General features: G+C 40.6%; 13 protein-coding genes and 1 riboswitch. Of the genes, 9 read left to right on the forward strand and 4 right to left on the reverse strand.

Going from position 1 to position 15378, the window contains the following annotated elements:
* Positions 1–62: 62 nt before the first annotated feature.
* Positions 63–1316 (reverse strand): methionine adenosyltransferase, encoded by a 1254-nt coding sequence (metK, locus tag ACFO5T_RS11405; RefSeq protein ID WP_380034494.1) that lies wholly within the window; start codon positions 1314–1316, stop codon positions 63–65.
* Positions 1317–1726: 410 nt separating this feature from the next.
* A riboswitch (SAM riboswitch) is annotated at positions 1727–1848 on the forward strand.
* Positions 1849–2006: 158 nt separating this feature from the next.
* On the opposite strand from metK, the gene ACFO5T_RS11410 reads away from it, so the two are divergent.
* The 7 genes from ACFO5T_RS11410 to ACFO5T_RS11440 all read left to right on the forward strand — a co-directional run bounded on the left by ACFO5T_RS11410 (position 2007) and on the right by ACFO5T_RS11440 (position 10496).
* Positions 2007–3299 (forward strand): O-acetylhomoserine aminocarboxypropyltransferase/cysteine synthase family protein, encoded by a 1293-nt coding sequence (locus ACFO5T_RS11410; RefSeq protein WP_021778056.1) that lies wholly within the window; start codon positions 2007–2009, stop codon positions 3297–3299.
* Between the two features lie 93 nt (positions 3300–3392).
* A complete protein-coding gene (locus tag ACFO5T_RS11415) occupies positions 3393–4364 on the forward strand; it encodes an alpha/beta fold hydrolase (protein ID WP_380034496.1) in 972 nt (323 codons plus the stop codon).
* On the forward strand, positions 4352–5440 hold the full coding sequence (locus ACFO5T_RS11420; protein ID WP_380034498.1) for a homoserine dehydrogenase family protein: 1089 nt from the start codon (positions 4352–4354) through the stop codon (positions 5438–5440). Before ACFO5T_RS11415 ends, ACFO5T_RS11420 begins: the two co-directional genes overlap by 13 nt.
* Positions 5441–5442: 2 nt before the next feature.
* The gene (locus ACFO5T_RS11425) at positions 5443–6441 is read left to right on the forward strand and encodes a homocysteine S-methyltransferase family protein (protein ID WP_380034500.1); all 999 of its coding nucleotides are present in this window, start codon (positions 5443–5445) and stop codon (positions 6439–6441) included.
* Entirely contained in the window at positions 6441–9131 is a 2691-nt protein-coding gene (gene metH, locus ACFO5T_RS11430) for a methionine synthase (protein ID WP_380034502.1), read from the forward strand. The genes ACFO5T_RS11425 and metH overlap by 1 nt, the downstream gene beginning before the upstream one ends.
* A gap of 3 nt (positions 9132–9134) precedes the next feature.
* Positions 9135–10100 carry a methylenetetrahydrofolate reductase [NAD(P)H] gene (gene metF, locus ACFO5T_RS11435; RefSeq protein WP_035334642.1) on the forward strand — a complete coding sequence of 322 codons (966 nt, stop codon included), beginning with the start codon at positions 9135–9137 and terminating at the stop codon, positions 10098–10100.
* 12 nt (positions 10101–10112) lie between these two features.
* Entirely contained in the window at positions 10113–10496 is a 384-nt protein-coding gene (locus tag ACFO5T_RS11440) for a hypothetical protein (protein ID WP_380034505.1), read from the forward strand.
* Between the two features lie 22 nt (positions 10497–10518).
* Here ACFO5T_RS11440 and ACFO5T_RS11445 read toward each other — a convergent pair whose 3' ends face one another.
* Both ACFO5T_RS11445 and pruA read right to left on the reverse strand, forming a co-directional pair.
* On the reverse strand, positions 10519–11187 hold the full coding sequence (locus ACFO5T_RS11445) for a carboxypeptidase-like regulatory domain-containing protein (protein ID WP_380034507.1): 669 nt from the start codon (positions 11185–11187) through the stop codon (positions 10519–10521).
* A gap of 216 nt (positions 11188–11403) precedes the next feature.
* A complete protein-coding gene (pruA, locus tag ACFO5T_RS11450; RefSeq protein WP_380034509.1) occupies positions 11404–13035 on the reverse strand; it encodes an L-glutamate gamma-semialdehyde dehydrogenase in 1632 nt (543 codons plus the stop codon).
* Positions 13036–13299: 264 nt separating this feature from the next.
* On the opposite strand from pruA, the gene ACFO5T_RS11455 reads away from it, so the two are divergent.
* Both ACFO5T_RS11455 and ACFO5T_RS11460 read left to right on the forward strand, forming a co-directional pair.
* Complete coding sequence (locus ACFO5T_RS11455) at positions 13300–14016, forward strand: NRDE family protein (protein ID WP_380034511.1); 717 nt, start codon at positions 13300–13302, stop codon at positions 14014–14016.
* On the forward strand, positions 14013–15023 hold the full coding sequence (locus ACFO5T_RS11460; protein ID WP_380034513.1) for a DUF6695 family protein: 1011 nt from the start codon (positions 14013–14015) through the stop codon (positions 15021–15023). Before ACFO5T_RS11455 ends, ACFO5T_RS11460 begins: the two co-directional genes overlap by 4 nt.
* Here the strand turns inward: ACFO5T_RS11460 and apaG are convergent.
* Positions 14992–15378 (reverse strand): Co2+/Mg2+ efflux protein ApaG, encoded by a 387-nt coding sequence (gene apaG, locus ACFO5T_RS11465; RefSeq protein ID WP_021778066.1) that lies wholly within the window; start codon positions 15376–15378, stop codon positions 14992–14994. The two genes, ACFO5T_RS11460 and apaG, sit on opposite strands and share 32 nt — an antisense overlap.

A 15378-nucleotide genomic window follows, 5' to 3' on the forward strand; every position in this document is an offset into this window, starting at 1 on the left:
TAACATACAAAACAAAAAAAAGGAGCCACTAGGCTCCCTTTTTTACTATCTATACGGATAGATTATAGGTTAAAAGCTTCTTTTATTTTCTCTACATAATCTAGTTTTTCCCAAGTAAAGAGTTCTACTTCAACTTCCTTTTTCTTACCGTCAAAGCTTTCAAAAGTTTTTGTTACCACTTCGTTTGTACGTCCCATATGTCCATATGCTGCAGTCTCGCTGTATATAGGAGAGCGCAGTTTTAATCTGCTTTCTATTGCAGCTGGTCTCATATCAAAAAGTTCGGTTACCTTTTGAGCAATCTCACCATCAGACAGCGACACATTTGATGAACCGTAGGTATCTACAAAGATTCCCATAGGCTCAACAACACCTATTGCGTAAGAGACTTGTACAAGTATCTCATCTGCTACTCCGGCAGCTACTAGGTTTTTAGCAATGTGACGCGTTGCATAAGCTGCAGAGCGGTCTACCTTTGATGGATCTTTTCCAGAAAAAGCACCACCACCGTGAGCTCCTTTACCACCGTAGGTATCTACTATAATTTTACGACCTGTAAGACCTGTGTCTCCGTGAGGTCCGCCTATCACAAACTTACCTGTTGGATTGATGTGATACTTAATATCATCATTAAAGAGCGCAGCGATATTTTCTGGTAGCATTCCTACTACGCGAGGTATAAGAATATCTTGTATGTCACCGCGTATGCGACCTAGCATTGCTTCATCTTCATCAAAGTCGTCGTGTTGTGTAGACACCACAATAGCTTCAATGCGTTGCGGCACATTATCATCACTATACTCAATAGTAACTTGAGCTTTGGCATCTGGACGTAGGTAGGTAATCTCATCATCCTCACGGCGTAGTTTACCTAGTTCAATAAGTAGTCTATGTGATAGCTCGAGAGCTAGTGGCATATAGTTTTCAGTTTCCTTAGTCGCATAACCAAACATCATACCTTGGTCTCCTGCACCTTGCTCTTCTTTGCTCTCACGGTCTACACCACGATTTATATCGTCAGACTGCTCGTGTATGGCAGACAGTACACCACAAGAGTTACCGTCAAACATATACTCACCCTTTGTGTATCCTATCTTATTAATAGTCTCACGGGCAATTTTTTGAACATCTAGGTATGCATTAGACTTTACTTCTCCTGCAAGAACTACCTGCCCAGTTGTAACTAGGGTCTCGCAAGCAACTTTAGACTGCGTGTCAAAAGCAAGAAAGTTATCGATAAGTGCGTCAGAAATCTGATCTGCAATTTTATCTGGGTGTCCTTCAGAAACAGATTCTGAGGTAAATAAATAAGCCATTTTTTAATTTTTTGTCAAGAAGTAGATTTGACGAGCGCTGGGTAGAAACATAACACAAGAAATGTTAAAGTCTTGTGTTTGATTTTAGCCATTTTTTTTTGAGGTTGCAAGCAGTCAAATCTGTCCTCGTTATTATGGGTACAAAAGTAAAGAAACTTTAATGATATAAATAATCTATTACCCTACCAATCTGGTAGGGTAATGTTATTTTTTTGTGAAAATTTTCTAAGACCTATTTTCTGCTTTTATGGAGGTGTTAGAAAAATAGTTTTATATATAGATTAAATACAGTTTAATTTTTGGCTAATTAGATTTAGAATAATTTTATTTAGAAAATTATTCTAAAAAGTTTGTTTTTGTAAAATTGTTTTTACAATATTTGTGCTCACAAAGTTCAACAACTTATTGAAATGTTATCAAGAAAGGCTGAGGGAATGACCCTATGAAGCCTTAGCAACCCTTTCACTTAGAAAGAAGGTGCTACATTCTACCCAAGAGTCGCTCATTACCGAATCTTGAGGATAGATAACATCGAGCAGTACCGCTCAGGTACGTGCTTATGTTTTTTCTTATAATATTTTTCTTAAAAATCTTGAGAGCCTGTAAAAAGGTTTAAGAGACGTTTGGCTTTTGTTTTTAATCCTTTCACACAAGGTGAGGGGGAATCTATTAAACTCAAAAAAAGGAAAAATGAGTACACAAAAATTAGCAACCAAAGCGTTGCACGCAGGACACGATTATGCAGCAAACGGAGGAACAAGAGCCGTGCCTATTTACCAGAGCACTGCCTACGTTTTTAATGATGCAGACCACGCAGCAAACCTTTTTAACCTCTCTGAGCCAGGTTTTATCTACACACGCCTTAATAACCCTACAAATGACGTGCTAGAGAAGCGCCTCACAGAGATAGAAGGAGGACTGGCAGCTGTAGTAACCGCATCTGGTACCGCAGCAATTAACACCACACTACTTACACTGCTAAAGCAAGGAGACCACGTAGTAGCTTCAAGTAGTCTCTATGGAGGTACGTACAATTTACTAAGTGTGACACTTCCTCGTTTTGGGATTACAACCACTTTTGTAGATCCTTCAGATCCAGAAAATTTTAAAAACGCAGCACAAGAAAATACCCGTGCCTTTTTTGTGGAGTCACTAGGTAACCCTAAGTTGGATGTATTAGATTTAAAAGGTATTTCCGCTTTCGCGAAAGCGCATAAAGTCCCTTTCATTGTAGATAACACGGTGGCAACTCCAGCGCTTCTTAACCCAATTGAGCACGGGGCAGATATCGTGATTCACTCTCTTACAAAATACATAAACGGTAATGGTACCGCACTAGGGGGAGTGATCATAGATGCAGGAAAATTTGACTGGAGTAATGGTAAATTTCCTGAGTTTACAGAGCCTTCTGCTGGCTACCACGGTTTAGTATACCACGATGCACTAGCAGAGGCAGCTTTTATTGCAAAGGTGCGCATAGAAGGATTGAGAGATCACGGTGCGGCATTAAGTCCATTTAATGCATTCCAAATATTACAAGGGCTAGAAACACTAGAAATTAGATTGCAAAAGCACTCGCAAAATGCACTTGCACTTGCACAGTGGCTAGAAACTCGTGATGAGGTGGCGTGGGTAAACTACCCGGGCCTTGAGTCAAGTAAGTACAATGATCTTGCACAGCAATACTTGCCTAAGGGGCAGAGTGGGATTGTAACCTTTGGTATAAAAGGTGGTTTTGAAAGTGCAAAAACTATTGCAAACGAGACTAAGCTTTTCTCACTACTCGCAAATATAGGTGATAGTAAATCACTCATTATACACCCAGCGAGTACCACACACCAGCAACTCTCAGACCAAGAGCAAGAGGCAACTGGAGTGACTAAAGATCTCGTGCGTCTTTCTGTAGGTCTTGAGAATATAGAAGATCTTAAAGAAGATCTCGTAGCGGCTTTTGCGCGCGTAGATAAAACTGTTTTAGTGTAATTAATTGTGATGCTCCAGCTAGCTTTTTGCCAGAGCTAGTTGGAGCTTTTTTACAATAAGTAGCCTTTTATCCCATCTTAAACTACAATACATATGCTTAACATAGTATCCATATCATCTTTTACCACACGTTCTGGTTATCATTGTGATCTCGAAGTGTCATACCAGCTGGCAGGTCAGGTACTAGGTACAGCACCTGTAGTACTGGTTAATCACGCGCTCACGGGTAACTCTACCATAACTGGAGACAAAGGCTGGTGGAGTGATTTGATAGGTAAAGAAAAAGCTATAGATACAGGTTGCTACACCATACTATCTATAGATATACCAGGTAATGGCTACGCAAGCACGCAGCGCATTACAGCTTATAAAGAGTTTACAAATTATGACATCGCACGCATACACGGGGAGGTGCTACAGCATCTTAACATAACATCACTTTTTGCCGTTGTAGGTGGTTCCTTAGGAGGGCAGATAGCCTGGGAACTTGCAAGCCAACAGCCACAGCTTATAAAACATTTAATACCCATTGCGACAGACTGGAAAGCGACAGATTGGGTGATAGCACAATGTCACATACAAGACAGCTTGCTTACCCATTCTAGCCAGCCCGTAGCAGATGCGCGTATGCACGCAATGACCTTTTATCGCACACCAGCTTCTTTTAAGGAGAAGTTTAATCGCAGTAAGCGTGATGAGCAATTGTATAATACACAAAGCTGGCTTAATCACCACGGCATAAAACTCTCAGAACGTTTTTCGTTATCGGCATATAGGCTTATGAATCAGTTATTGCTTAGTGCAGATATTACACAAGGAAGCAAAGATTTTAAAGAGTCCCTACGTGACTTTACCGGTACCGTGCATCAAGTAGCTATAGATACAGACGGACTTTTTCTAGCAGATGAGATGTATGAGACCCACTTGCAATTACAAGAGATGGGTATCTCATCTACCTATGATGAGATTAAATCCATACACGGTCACGATGCCTTTTTAATAGAATATGAGCAGTTATCAAGCTTTGTAAAACCCATTTTTTCAACACAATTATGTCACAAATAAACATCGCCATTTTTGGTATAGGTAATGTGGGGAGCACGCTCATCACACAGATTACAGATTTTAATGAAAAGTCTTCCAGTAAGCAACTTAACATTTTTTGTATTGCAAACTCTACACTGGCGTTGTTTCAAAATGAGACGAGAGGCAGCTGGAGTGCAGATTTTGAGAACCAAGCACATCCATACACACTAGATGATATTTACGCTTACGCGAAAAAATTAAAGCATCAACAAGAGTCAAATCACGATTATAAAAGCTCGTTTATCGCAGTAGATGTCACTGCGAGTCCGCAGTTTGTAGAGAACTATGTATCTCTCGTTGAAAATGGATTTCATATCGTAACGGCAAATAAAATTGCAAATACACGCTCTTATGATTTTTATAAAACCCTGCGTAAATCTTTAAAACAGCACAACAAGAAGTTCTTATACGAAACAAACGTGGGAGCAGGACTGCCTATCATTGAGACTATAAAAAGTTTATACGATAGTGGTGAAGAAATACATAAGGTACGAGGCATATTTTCTGGCTCTCTTAGTTATTTGTTTAACACCTTTTCGGCAGAGAATAAGAGTTTTTCAGACATATTACTTGAGGCAGATGCGTTGGGACTCACTGAGCCAGATGCGAGAGAAGATTTATCTGGTAAAGACGTGGCACGCAAGCTCTTGATTTTAGGGAGAGAGGTAGGACTCACAAAAGAGTTTGACGATGTAAAAGTACAATCACTAGTGCCTAAAGCTTTAAATGGTACCACTACCTTACCCCAGTTTCGCGAAAGCGTAAAAACCCTTGATGCCATTTTTGAGAAAAGTAAATCCCAACTAGGAGCAAATGAAGTGTTGAGACACGTAGGTGAGCTAGATTTAAAAACACAACAACTTGAAGTAAAACTAGTGCAAGAATCTAAGCACACAGCACTGGGGCAAACGCAAGGTGCTGATGCTGTTTTTGAAATTTATACAGACTCCTACGGCGATCACCCACTAGTGATACAAGGAGCTGGCGCAGGAAAGGCAGTGACGGCAAGAGGTGTGCTGAGTGATATTTTAAAAATCACTACAAGTCTTAACTAGTTATGAGCACGGCACTTGTAAAGGCACTAAAAGAGCGTATCCTCGTGCTAGATGGTGCGATGGGAACGATGCTACAGGCATATAACTTTAGTGAAAAAGATTTTAGAGGAGAGCGCTTTAAAGATTTTCATCGGTCTGTAAAAGGTAATAATGATTTACTGTCACTTACGCAGCCTGCCGCAATTGCAGAGGTGCACCGCAAGTACTTTGAGGCGGGAGCAGATATTGTGGAGACTAACACCTTCTCGAGTACCACCATTGCAATGGCAGATTATGAGATGGAGGAGTATGTGTATGATTTGAATTACGCTTCCGCGAAAATTGCCAAAGATGTCGCTCAATCCATAACCGCAAAAGAACCTCACAAACCACGATTTGTAGCAGGAAGTATAGGCCCTACAAATAAGACTGCGAGTATGTCGCCAGATGTAAATGACCCGGGTTATCGTGCCGTAAGTTTTGAAGAACTTAGAGTTGCTTATAAGCAGCAAGTAGAAGCCTTGCTAGACGGTGGTGTGGATGTACTGCTGGTAGAAACTGTGTTTGACACGCTCAATGCAAAGGCTGCGCTTTTCGCGATAGATCAGGTAAAAGAGGAGCGAGGGGTAGACACGCCAGTAATGATTTCGGGCACCATAACAGACGCATCTGGTAGAACGCTTTCTGGGCAAACGGCAGAGGCATTTTTAATTTCGGTATCACATATTCCGTTGTTATCTGTTGGTTTTAACTGTGCGCTAGGCGCTAGTCAGCTGCAGCCACATCTAGAAGCTATAGCAAGTAAAACAGAAGTGGGTATTTCTGCACATCCTAATGCGGGATTGCCTAATGCCTTCGGGGAGTATGATGAAACACCAGAGCAAATGGCAACGCAGATTAAAAAATATATAGATAAAAACCTTGTAAATATTGTGGGTGGCTGCTGTGGCACCACACCTGCACACATTAAAGCCATTGCTCAACTAGTAGCCAATGCAACCCCTAGAAAATGTAAGCTATAATGAATGTGACTCCTAGATATATGCGACTTTCTGGCCTTGAGCCTCTAGTGATTACTCCAGAAAGTAATTTTATAAATGTAGGAGAACGTACTAATGTTGCGGGGTCAAGAAAGTTTTTGAGGCTCATAAAAGAGCGACAATTTGAAGAAGCACTATCTGTTGCAAGAGATCAAGTAGAAAACGGCGCCCAGATCATCGATATTAATATGGATGACGGTCTCATAGATGGTAAGGAGGCGATGGTTACCTTTTTAAATCTTGTGATTGCAGAGCCAGATATCGCGAGAGTGCCCATTATGATAGATAGTTCAAAATGGGAGATTATAGAAGCTGGCTTGCAGGTAGTACAAGGTAAATGTGTTGTAAACTCTATTTCTTTAAAAGAAGGTGCAGCCATTTTTATACAGCAAGCAAAGGCTATCAAACGTTATGGTGCCGCTGTGATTGTAATGGCTTTTGACGAAGTAGGTCAGGCAGATACTTATGAGCGTCGCATTGAGATTGCAAAGCGCAGCTACGAGATTTTAGTTAATGACGTAAACTTCCCGGCAGAAGACATCATATTTGATCTCAACATTTTTCCTGTGGCGACGGGTATGGATGAGCATAAACGCAATGCATTAGACTTTATAGAGAGCACGCGATGGGTAAAAAATAATTTACCTCATTGTAGTGTGAGTGGTGGTGTAAGTAATGTGTCTTTTAGTTTTAGAGGAAATAATGCCGTGCGCGAGGCGATGCACTCGGTGTTTTTGTATCACGCTATCGATGCAGGGATGAATATGGGTATCGTTAATCCCGCCTTGCTTGAGGTGTATGATGATATTCCAGTAGATTTACTAGAGCGTGTAGAAGATGTAGTACTCAATAGAAGAGATGATGCAACAGAGCGCCTGCTCACATTTGCAGAGACTGTAGGTCAAAGAGAATCTACACAAAAAGAAACCGAAGCCTGGCGAACAGAAGATGTGCAGAGCCGTATTACCAGAGCACTGGTAAAAGGAATAGACACCTATATTCTAGAAGATGTAGAAGAGGCCAGACAAGCTGTAGATGCTCCTATTAAAGTGATAGAAGGCCACTTGATGACGGGGATGAATGTGGTGGGAGACCTTTTTGGGAGTGGGAAGATGTTTTTACCTCAAGTGGTAAAATCTGCCCGAGTGATGAAAAAAGCCGTTGCTTATTTATTGCCCTACATAGAAGAAGAGAAACTGAGAAACGGTACCCAAGCCGCGAGTCAGAGTGCGGGTAAAATTGTAATGGCAACCGTAAAAGGAGATGTGCACGACATAGGTAAAAACATCGTGAGCGTTGTGCTAGCGTGCAATAATTATGAGATTATAGACTTAGGTGTGATGGTACCACCAGAAAAAATCATAGCCACCGCCCTTGCCGAAAATGCAGACATCATAGGTCTAAGTGGTTTGATTACACCTAGCCTTGATGAGATGGTTTATCTAGCCAAAGAGCTAGCAAGACAAGATATCAAAATCCCAGTTTTGATAGGTGGTGCGACCACAAGCAAGGCACACACTGCTGTAAAAATTGATACGCATTATGAGAGTGCCGTTGTGCACGTAAACGATGCCAGCAGGGCGGTAACTATTGTGGGCGATTTATTACAGAAAGATACAAGTGTTCTTTTTAAAAATAAACTGAAGGAGGAATATGCCCGCTTTCGCGAAAATTTTAACTCAAGACAACGCATTAAGGAATACGTAACGATTGAGCAGGCAAGAGCAAATAAATTAAAAATAGATTTTATAGCCGAGGATATTGTCGCTCCAAAAGAACTAGGTGTACAGGTGATTGAACATTTAGATCTCAACGAACTGGTGCCTTATATAGATTGGAGTCCATTTTTTAGGAGTTGGGATTTACACGGTAAGTACCCAGAGATTTTGACAGATGAGGTGGTAGGAAAACAAGCCAGCGAACTATTTGACGATGCACAACAAATGCTCAAAAAAATCATTACCGAAAAATGGCTCACTGCCAAAGCGACTTTTGGACTTTTTAAAGCAAATGCAAATAACCAAGATGATATTGTAGTAAATCAGGAGCGAGTAGAGGATTCGGTGGTGTTTAGAACCCTCAGGCAACAATCAAAAAAGGCAGCGGGCAAGCCCAATATTGCGCTATCAGATTTTATTGCTCCGCTAGATAGTGGATTGCAAGATTATATGGGTGCTTTTTGTGTTACAGCAGGATTTGGAACAGCCAGAAAGGCAAAAGAGTTTGAAGATGCACTAGATGATTACAGCGCTATAATGATTAAAGCACTTGCAGATAGACTCGCAGAAGCTTTTGCCGAATATCTACACAAGGAAGTACGCACAAAACACTGGGGATATGCCACCAGAGAAGCACTAGCAAATACAGATTTAATCAAAGAAAAATACCAAGGTATACGTCCAGCGCCAGGTTATCCCGCTTGTCCAGATCACCTTGAGAAAGAGACTATCTGGAAGCTCCTCAATGTAGAAAAGTCCATAGGTGTTACCCTTACCGAAAGTTTGGCAATGTGGCCGGCGGCAAGTGTGAGTGGGTATTATTTCGGGCATCCTGAGGCAAGGTATTTCGGGCTAGGTAAAATAAAAGAAGATCAAGTAAAGGACTATGCGAGCCGCAAAAATATTGCTTTCGCGAAAGCGCAAAAATGGCTCACCCCAAATATAGCAGAGTAGATTATGACAAAAGTAAGAGATCACATAGCAGAAGCAATAGCAGCGAAGAGAACCGATTTTTCTTTTGAAATCTTGCCACCTCTTAAAGGACAAAATATCAATACCATTTTTGATAATATAGATCCGCTTATGGAATTTAAGCCGCCTTTTATAGATGTAACTTATCACCGTGAGGAATACATTTATAAGGAGCGTGAGGATGGGTTGCTAGAGAAAAAGGTGGTGCGCAAGCGACCTGGTACCGTGGGTATTTGTGCTGCGATACAAAACCGCTATCAAGTAGATGCAGTACCACACGTGTTGTGCGGAGGTTTTTCAAAAGAAGATACTGAGAATTTTTTGATAGATATGGATTTTCTAGGTATTGAGAATGTAATGGCCTTACGTGGTGATGCGGTAAAGAGTGAGACTTACTACAAGCCCAATAAAAACGGAAATATCTATGCGCAGGACCTCGTAGAGCAAATTATTGATTTAAATAATGGCACCTACCTAGATGAAGATTTGCAGAACAGCGCCAAGACAGACTTTTGCATAGGTGTGGCGGGATATCCAGAAAAGCACTTGGAAGCGCCCAGTCTTGAAAGTGATATTCATTTTTTAAAGAAAAAGCTAGAAGCTGGTGCCTGTTATGTGGTGACCCAAATGTTTTTTGACAATCAGAAATACTTCGACTTTGTAGAAAAATGCAGAGCCGCAGGTATCACAAAACCTATTATACCAGGACTCAAGCCGCTGGCGACAAAGAAGCAACTCAATTTAATTCCGCAACGCTTTAGCGTAGATGTGCCAGATGCATTGGTAATGGAAGTTGTAAAAGCCAAGGACACTGCTGCCATACGCCAGATAGGGATAGAGTGGTGCATACAGCAAAGCAAGGAGTTGCAAGCTGCTGGAGTACCCGTGTTACATTATTACTCTATGGGTAAAAGTGATAATATTAGACAGATAGCAGCGGCTGTTTTTTAAAAAATTAATCTAATGGAGATACTACATTTTTTAATGCTGTTAGGTAGCGCAAGTGTGGCCGTAACTGCACATAGACCTTTTGCATATGCCTTGCTTATGCATTTCGGTATGGAATTGCCAAAAACTAGAAAAGAGCATAAGGTGAGGGTATACGCAGTCAAGTTATGGGCTAGGTATGTGATAAAGGCAGCAACTGCTGTAACAGGCGTTCAGTATCTGTGTTATCTGGTAGATCCGATCGCATCTTTTTTTATAGCAGCTGCATTGTGGGTTGTGATTTTTGGGTATGCAATATGGTTGATACCTACGCGAGTACAGCGTTATGGTAATGGCTTGCGCGAGGTGCGCCTTATGGGAATCCCAGAGGTATATGGTGCGTGTAGACTTGCGGGTTAGTTGGGTGTTCTCTTATGTGATATTACGATTTTATAACTTTAAGTGGTTTAAGAGGTTTACCATCTGCAATGATATTTACAACATAAACTCCAGGAGAATAGGATGAAATATCAAGGTTTTTTAATTGATTAATATCATATGTAGTTTTAGAGCCTATAATTTGGCCAGTCATAGATGATATTGTAACTGAAACTTTGTGAAAGGTCTCATTAAGTAAGATGTCGAAATATCCGCTAGATGTAGGGTTTGGAAAAGCAGCTCTAATTTTTTCAGGTTGTACGTTTCGTTCGTTTTCAATTCTAACACCAATGGCTTTTGCATTACAGCTAATAATTGTGTGAAATTTACAACCACCAATCACTTTTTGTTCGGTCTTTATATTTTGTGCATAAACTATAACTTCTTCCAGATTGTTATTATCTAACTTAATGTTCAAAGTGTTTGAGTGGGTCACTTTAATTTCTCTGGCAGTAAAACCCACGTGAGAGATTAATAAAGTATCATTTGTCTCTGCACTTAATGTAAAATGGCCGTTCTCGTCTGTAATACTTCCTTTCTCGGATCCTTTAATTGTAACCGTGGCAAATGCTAGAGGTGTTTCATTACCATAAATAGTTCCAGCAACGTTTACTTGGGCAATTATATTTAATATAGGTATTAGTGTGAATAGAAGTGCGATAACGGTTCTCATAACTCTTAGTGTTTTTGATTGCTCGACAAACATACTAGCCCTCTATACTTTTTTAAATTTAGAATGAGTGAAGTGGCCTTTTTAATGAGTGAAAAACCCTCTAGCGCCAAATTCTGTAATTCCGCTTTCGCGAAAGCGCAATAAAAAACAGGCTCTCTATAATAGAAAGCCTGTTGCTTATTATATACCTCGTCTCAAAGACGAAAAAAAGGTTACCTATTTCTTAGCTAAGAAAGGGTATCTGTAATTTGTAGGAGTAACAAATGTTTCCTTAATCATACGTGGGCTTACCCAACGTAGTAGGTTTAAAGCAGATCCTGCTTTGTCATTTGTTCCAGAAGCACGTGCTCCTCCAAAAGGCTGTTGCCCTACAACAGCTCCCGTAGGCTTATCATTTATGTAGAAGTTACCAGCGGCATTTTTAAGTGCTTTTGTAGCTTCTTGTATTGCATAACGATCTGTTGCTAGTATTGCTCCAGTAAGTGCATACTCACTAGTGCTGTCTACAAGCTTAAGCATCTCGCTCCAGTCTTTATCTTCATATACATAAATAGTCATCACTGGGCCAAAAAGCTCTGTGTGCATTGTTGTATAGTTAGGATCTGTAGTTACAATAACGGTAGGCTCTATAAAGTACCCTTTTTTCTTATCGTGACCTCCACCTACTATAATCTCTGCGTTTGCATCTTCTTTTGCCTGGTCAATGTATTTTGCAAGCCTATCAAAAGATCCTTCGTGTATCACGGCTGTGATAAAGTTGGTCATATCTTCTGGAGATCCCATTTTAAAAGACTTTACGTCTTCTATCACAAGCTCTTTAATTTCTTCCCAAGAAGATGCTGGTATGTACCCGCGACTTGCAGCACTACATTTTTGACCTTGGAACTCAAACGCTCCACGAGAGATGGCTGTTGCCACTTGTTTTGCTGGTGCAGTAGGGTGTGCAACGATAAAATCTTTACCACCTGTCTCACCTACAATGCGAGGGTAGGTTTTGTAGTTGTGTATGTTTTCTCCTATCTTTTTCCACACATCTTTAAATACGTGTGTAGATCCTGTAAAGTGTAATCCAGAAAAATCTGGGCTTGCAAGTACAGTATCTGTAATCATTACTGGATCACCGTGTACCACTTGAATCACACCATCTGGCACACCTGCCTCACGGAAGATGTCAAGTATAACCTTTGCAGAAAGCATCTGGCTGTCTGAAGGTTTCCATACTACTACATTACCCATAAGTGCACAAGCAGCAGGAAGGTTTGCCGCGATGGCAGTAAAGTTAAAAGGGGTAATCGCATAGATAAATCCTTCTAGCGGACGGTATTCTAGTCTATTCCAAGCTCCAGAGGTAGACTCTGGCTGCTCGTTATAGATATCTGTCATAAACTGCACGTTAAAACGTAAGAAGTCTATAAGCTCACAAGCAGCATCAATCTCTGCTTGATAAATCGTTTTAGACTGGTTAATCATTGTTGCAGCATTAATCTTTGCGCGGTAAGGCCCAGCGATAAGCTCTGCAGCTTTTAAGAAAATACCAGCACGTTGCTCCCAAGGAAGCTCTGCCCACTCCGTACGAGCCTCAAGTGCCCCAGCGATAGCCTGGTCAATGTGTGTTTTTTCGGCAAGGTGAAACTCACCTACCACCTTCTTGTGATCGTGCGGTGGCGTGATAGGTTGTGTATTTTTAGTACGCACCTCTTTACCGTTTATGTACATAGGTACTTCGGTATGTGCGTTAAATAACTCTTTATAAGCTGCGGCAACGGCCTCGCGTTCTGGAGATCCTGGTGCATACGATTTTACCTCTTCGTTTACAGCGATTGGAACTTGAAAAAATCCTTTTCCCATAGTGGTGTTTGGTTTTAATTTTTTGGTAGTGCAAAAGTACAAATTCTATTGCGATAGCTCAGCGGTTTGGCAATACTGTAACAGTTGGGGTTTTTTACGCTTTCGCGAAAGTAAAATAGAATACAATCATATCTAGATTTGTGAAGATCACATTTTAATGTAAGTGAGACAATGGTAGACAGTCACACTACAAAATAATCGGTATGGAAACCGCAAGTGTAGGCTTTTTCGTAAGTTGCAAACAGAACTTACGACCTATAAAGAATGTGTACAGTTACTTATATACCTAAAAAAGATAACACTTTTATCCTAACGTCTAATCGTGACGAGGCTTATGGAAGAACCACACTTGCGCCTAGCTTTTATGATATAGATGGGGTAAAAATGCTGTTTCCAAAAGATGCCGTAGCCGGTGGATCGTGGATAGGAGTTTCAGAAAAAAATACAATGATTTGCCTTCTTAATGGAGGATTTGAAAATCATATAAAGGTTGAGGATTATAAGATGAGTAGAGGCGTAGTGGTAAAAGAACTACTTAAGTCTGATGATTTAACGACTTCTATAAATGATTTTGACTATAAGGGAATTGAGCCCTTCACCATTATCGCTATAGATTGGAACACTGGTCTCAAGGCAACAGAACTGGTTTGGGATGGTTTGAAGGCGCATATAAGCGAACTAGATGATTTACCAAAAATATGGTCTTCTTCTACCTTATATACTGCAAAGATGAAGGAGAAGCGTAAAAAGTGGTTTAAAACATTTGCTCAAAATACTGACTGGAGTAGTGAGCAATTATCAAGTTTTCATACCACAGCTGGTGAGGGAGATGAAAAGGTAGATCTTAAAATGAATCGTGGTAAACTAGGTACCGTAAGTGTAACCCAAGTAGAAAAGACTAAGGAAGATTGTATAATGACCTACCGCGATTTGCAAAAGGATGAGGTGCACATTACTAACTTTGATGCAGTCGCTGTTTGAAAAATACGGGTAAAATAATAGTGCTTGCTTTTCCAGATACTTTTGTAAAAATGTCTGATGAGCTTATGTGTAAAATATTACCACTAGTAGGCTTAGGCACACGCACACATATTAAAGCAGGTCACGCTGCGCTGGTTCTTATAGAAAGTGAAACGGGAGTGGCTCAGTACTTTGATTTTGGCAGGTATATTACTCCTCCAGGCAAGGGGAGAGTGCGTGGGGCTCTTACAGATGTAGAGCTTGTTGTGCCCGTAAAAGCTCAGATAAAAAATCATAAATTAATTAATCTTAATGAGCTTTTGCTATGGCTAGAAGCGCATCCAGAAAAAACACACGGGGAGGGGCGTCTTGTTGCATCCTTATGTGATACGGTAGATTATGATAAGGCTCTCTCATATATAATGGGTCTTCAAGGGCAAGGGAGCATTCCTTACAAAGCCTTTGGGAAAGTGGGAAGCAACTGTGCAAGATTTGTAACAGATACGATACTGGCTAGTACAAATAACAACTCTATAATAAAATACCTTAAGCGCAATAAGAAATTTACTCCCAGCACCGTGGGTAATGTAGAGCGTAGTGCATCACAAGAAGGGGTGTATGAGATATATAATGGGTGTATAAAACCATACACATCTACAGCCTTAAAAGAAAACCTCACAAACTTCTTTGACCGAAAGGTTCCTGAGGTTCTTAATCAAGATGGGATGAGTGTTGAGGTGCCAGAAGGAGCTACTTTTCTAGATGGTACGGGTAGTGGAGCTTACTTTTATTTAGAAGTCCAGGGTGATAAGACTAAGGCATTAGTAAAAAGATATACAGAGCGTGGAGTGCAAGACTTTTGTGGCACTACACAATTGCCAGAAGGGTTTGATGCGACACAACCTTATAAATTTGTTTATGATAGTAACTGTTCATACTGTACAATACAACAGGGAGAAGAGATTTTTCGCCTTGAGCTTACAGAGCAAAGGGTAGCTAGTTTAATGCAAAAGGTGCGCTCAGCTTAAAGGCAGGTATTTTTACTCTGAATTTTTTTGTAGTTGTAAAGTTTACCATCTGGTAATGCCCCTCCATAGAGCCAAAGGGAGATGTAAGTAAGCAACCAGAACTATAGGTGTGGCTTTCGCCAGGTTTTAAAACAGGTTTTTTACCTATCACGCCCTCGCCGTTTACGACTTCGGGAGTGTTAAGAGCGTCTTGTATTTTCCAGTGACGTGCCATAAGTTGTACGCTATCTTTACTCTGGTTGTCTATGGTTACTTTGTAGCCAAAGGCGAAGTGCATTTTATAGTTTTTATAAAACGTGCCTTCAAAGGTAGTCTCTACCGAAATCTTTATGCCTCTAGTTACTTGTTGTACCAT

Origin of the sequence: Dokdonia genika, from assembly GCF_042652845.1 — a bacterium.
GTDB classification, from domain to species: Bacteria; Bacteroidota; Bacteroidia; order Flavobacteriales; family Flavobacteriaceae; genus Dokdonia; species Dokdonia donghaensis.

Excerpts from the sequence above, each read along its gene's own strand:
- metK (WP_380034494.1), bottom strand. The coding sequence starts at position 1,316 with ATGGCTTATTTATTTACCTCAGAATCTGTTTCTGAAGGACACCCAGAT.
- ACFO5T_RS11410 (WP_021778056.1), top strand. The coding sequence starts at position 2,007 with ATGAGTACACAAAAATTAGCAACCAAAGCGTTGCACGCAGGACACGAT.
- ACFO5T_RS11415 (WP_380034496.1), top strand. The coding sequence starts at position 3,393 with ATGCTTAACATAGTATCCATATCATCTTTTACCACACGTTCTGGTTAT.
- ACFO5T_RS11420 (WP_380034498.1), top strand. The coding sequence starts at position 4,352 with ATGTCACAAATAAACATCGCCATTTTTGGTATAGGTAATGTGGGGAGC.
- ACFO5T_RS11425 (WP_380034500.1), top strand. The coding sequence starts at position 5,443 with ATGAGCACGGCACTTGTAAAGGCACTAAAAGAGCGTATCCTCGTGCTA.
- metH (WP_380034502.1), top strand. The coding sequence starts at position 6,441 with ATGAATGTGACTCCTAGATATATGCGACTTTCTGGCCTTGAGCCTCTA.
- metF (WP_035334642.1), top strand. The coding sequence starts at position 9,135 with ATGACAAAAGTAAGAGATCACATAGCAGAAGCAATAGCAGCGAAGAGA.
- ACFO5T_RS11440 (WP_380034505.1), top strand. The coding sequence starts at position 10,113 with ATGGAGATACTACATTTTTTAATGCTGTTAGGTAGCGCAAGTGTGGCC.
- ACFO5T_RS11445 (WP_380034507.1), bottom strand. The coding sequence starts at position 11,187 with ATGAGAACCGTTATCGCACTTCTATTCACACTAATACCTATATTAAAT.
- pruA (WP_380034509.1), bottom strand. The coding sequence starts at position 13,035 with ATGGGAAAAGGATTTTTTCAAGTTCCAATCGCTGTAAACGAAGAGGTA.
- ACFO5T_RS11455 (WP_380034511.1), top strand. The coding sequence starts at position 13,300 with ATGTGTACAGTTACTTATATACCTAAAAAAGATAACACTTTTATCCTA.
- apaG (WP_021778066.1), bottom strand. The coding sequence starts at position 15,378 with ATGGTACAACAAGTAACTAGAGGCATAAAGATTTCGGTAGAGACTACC.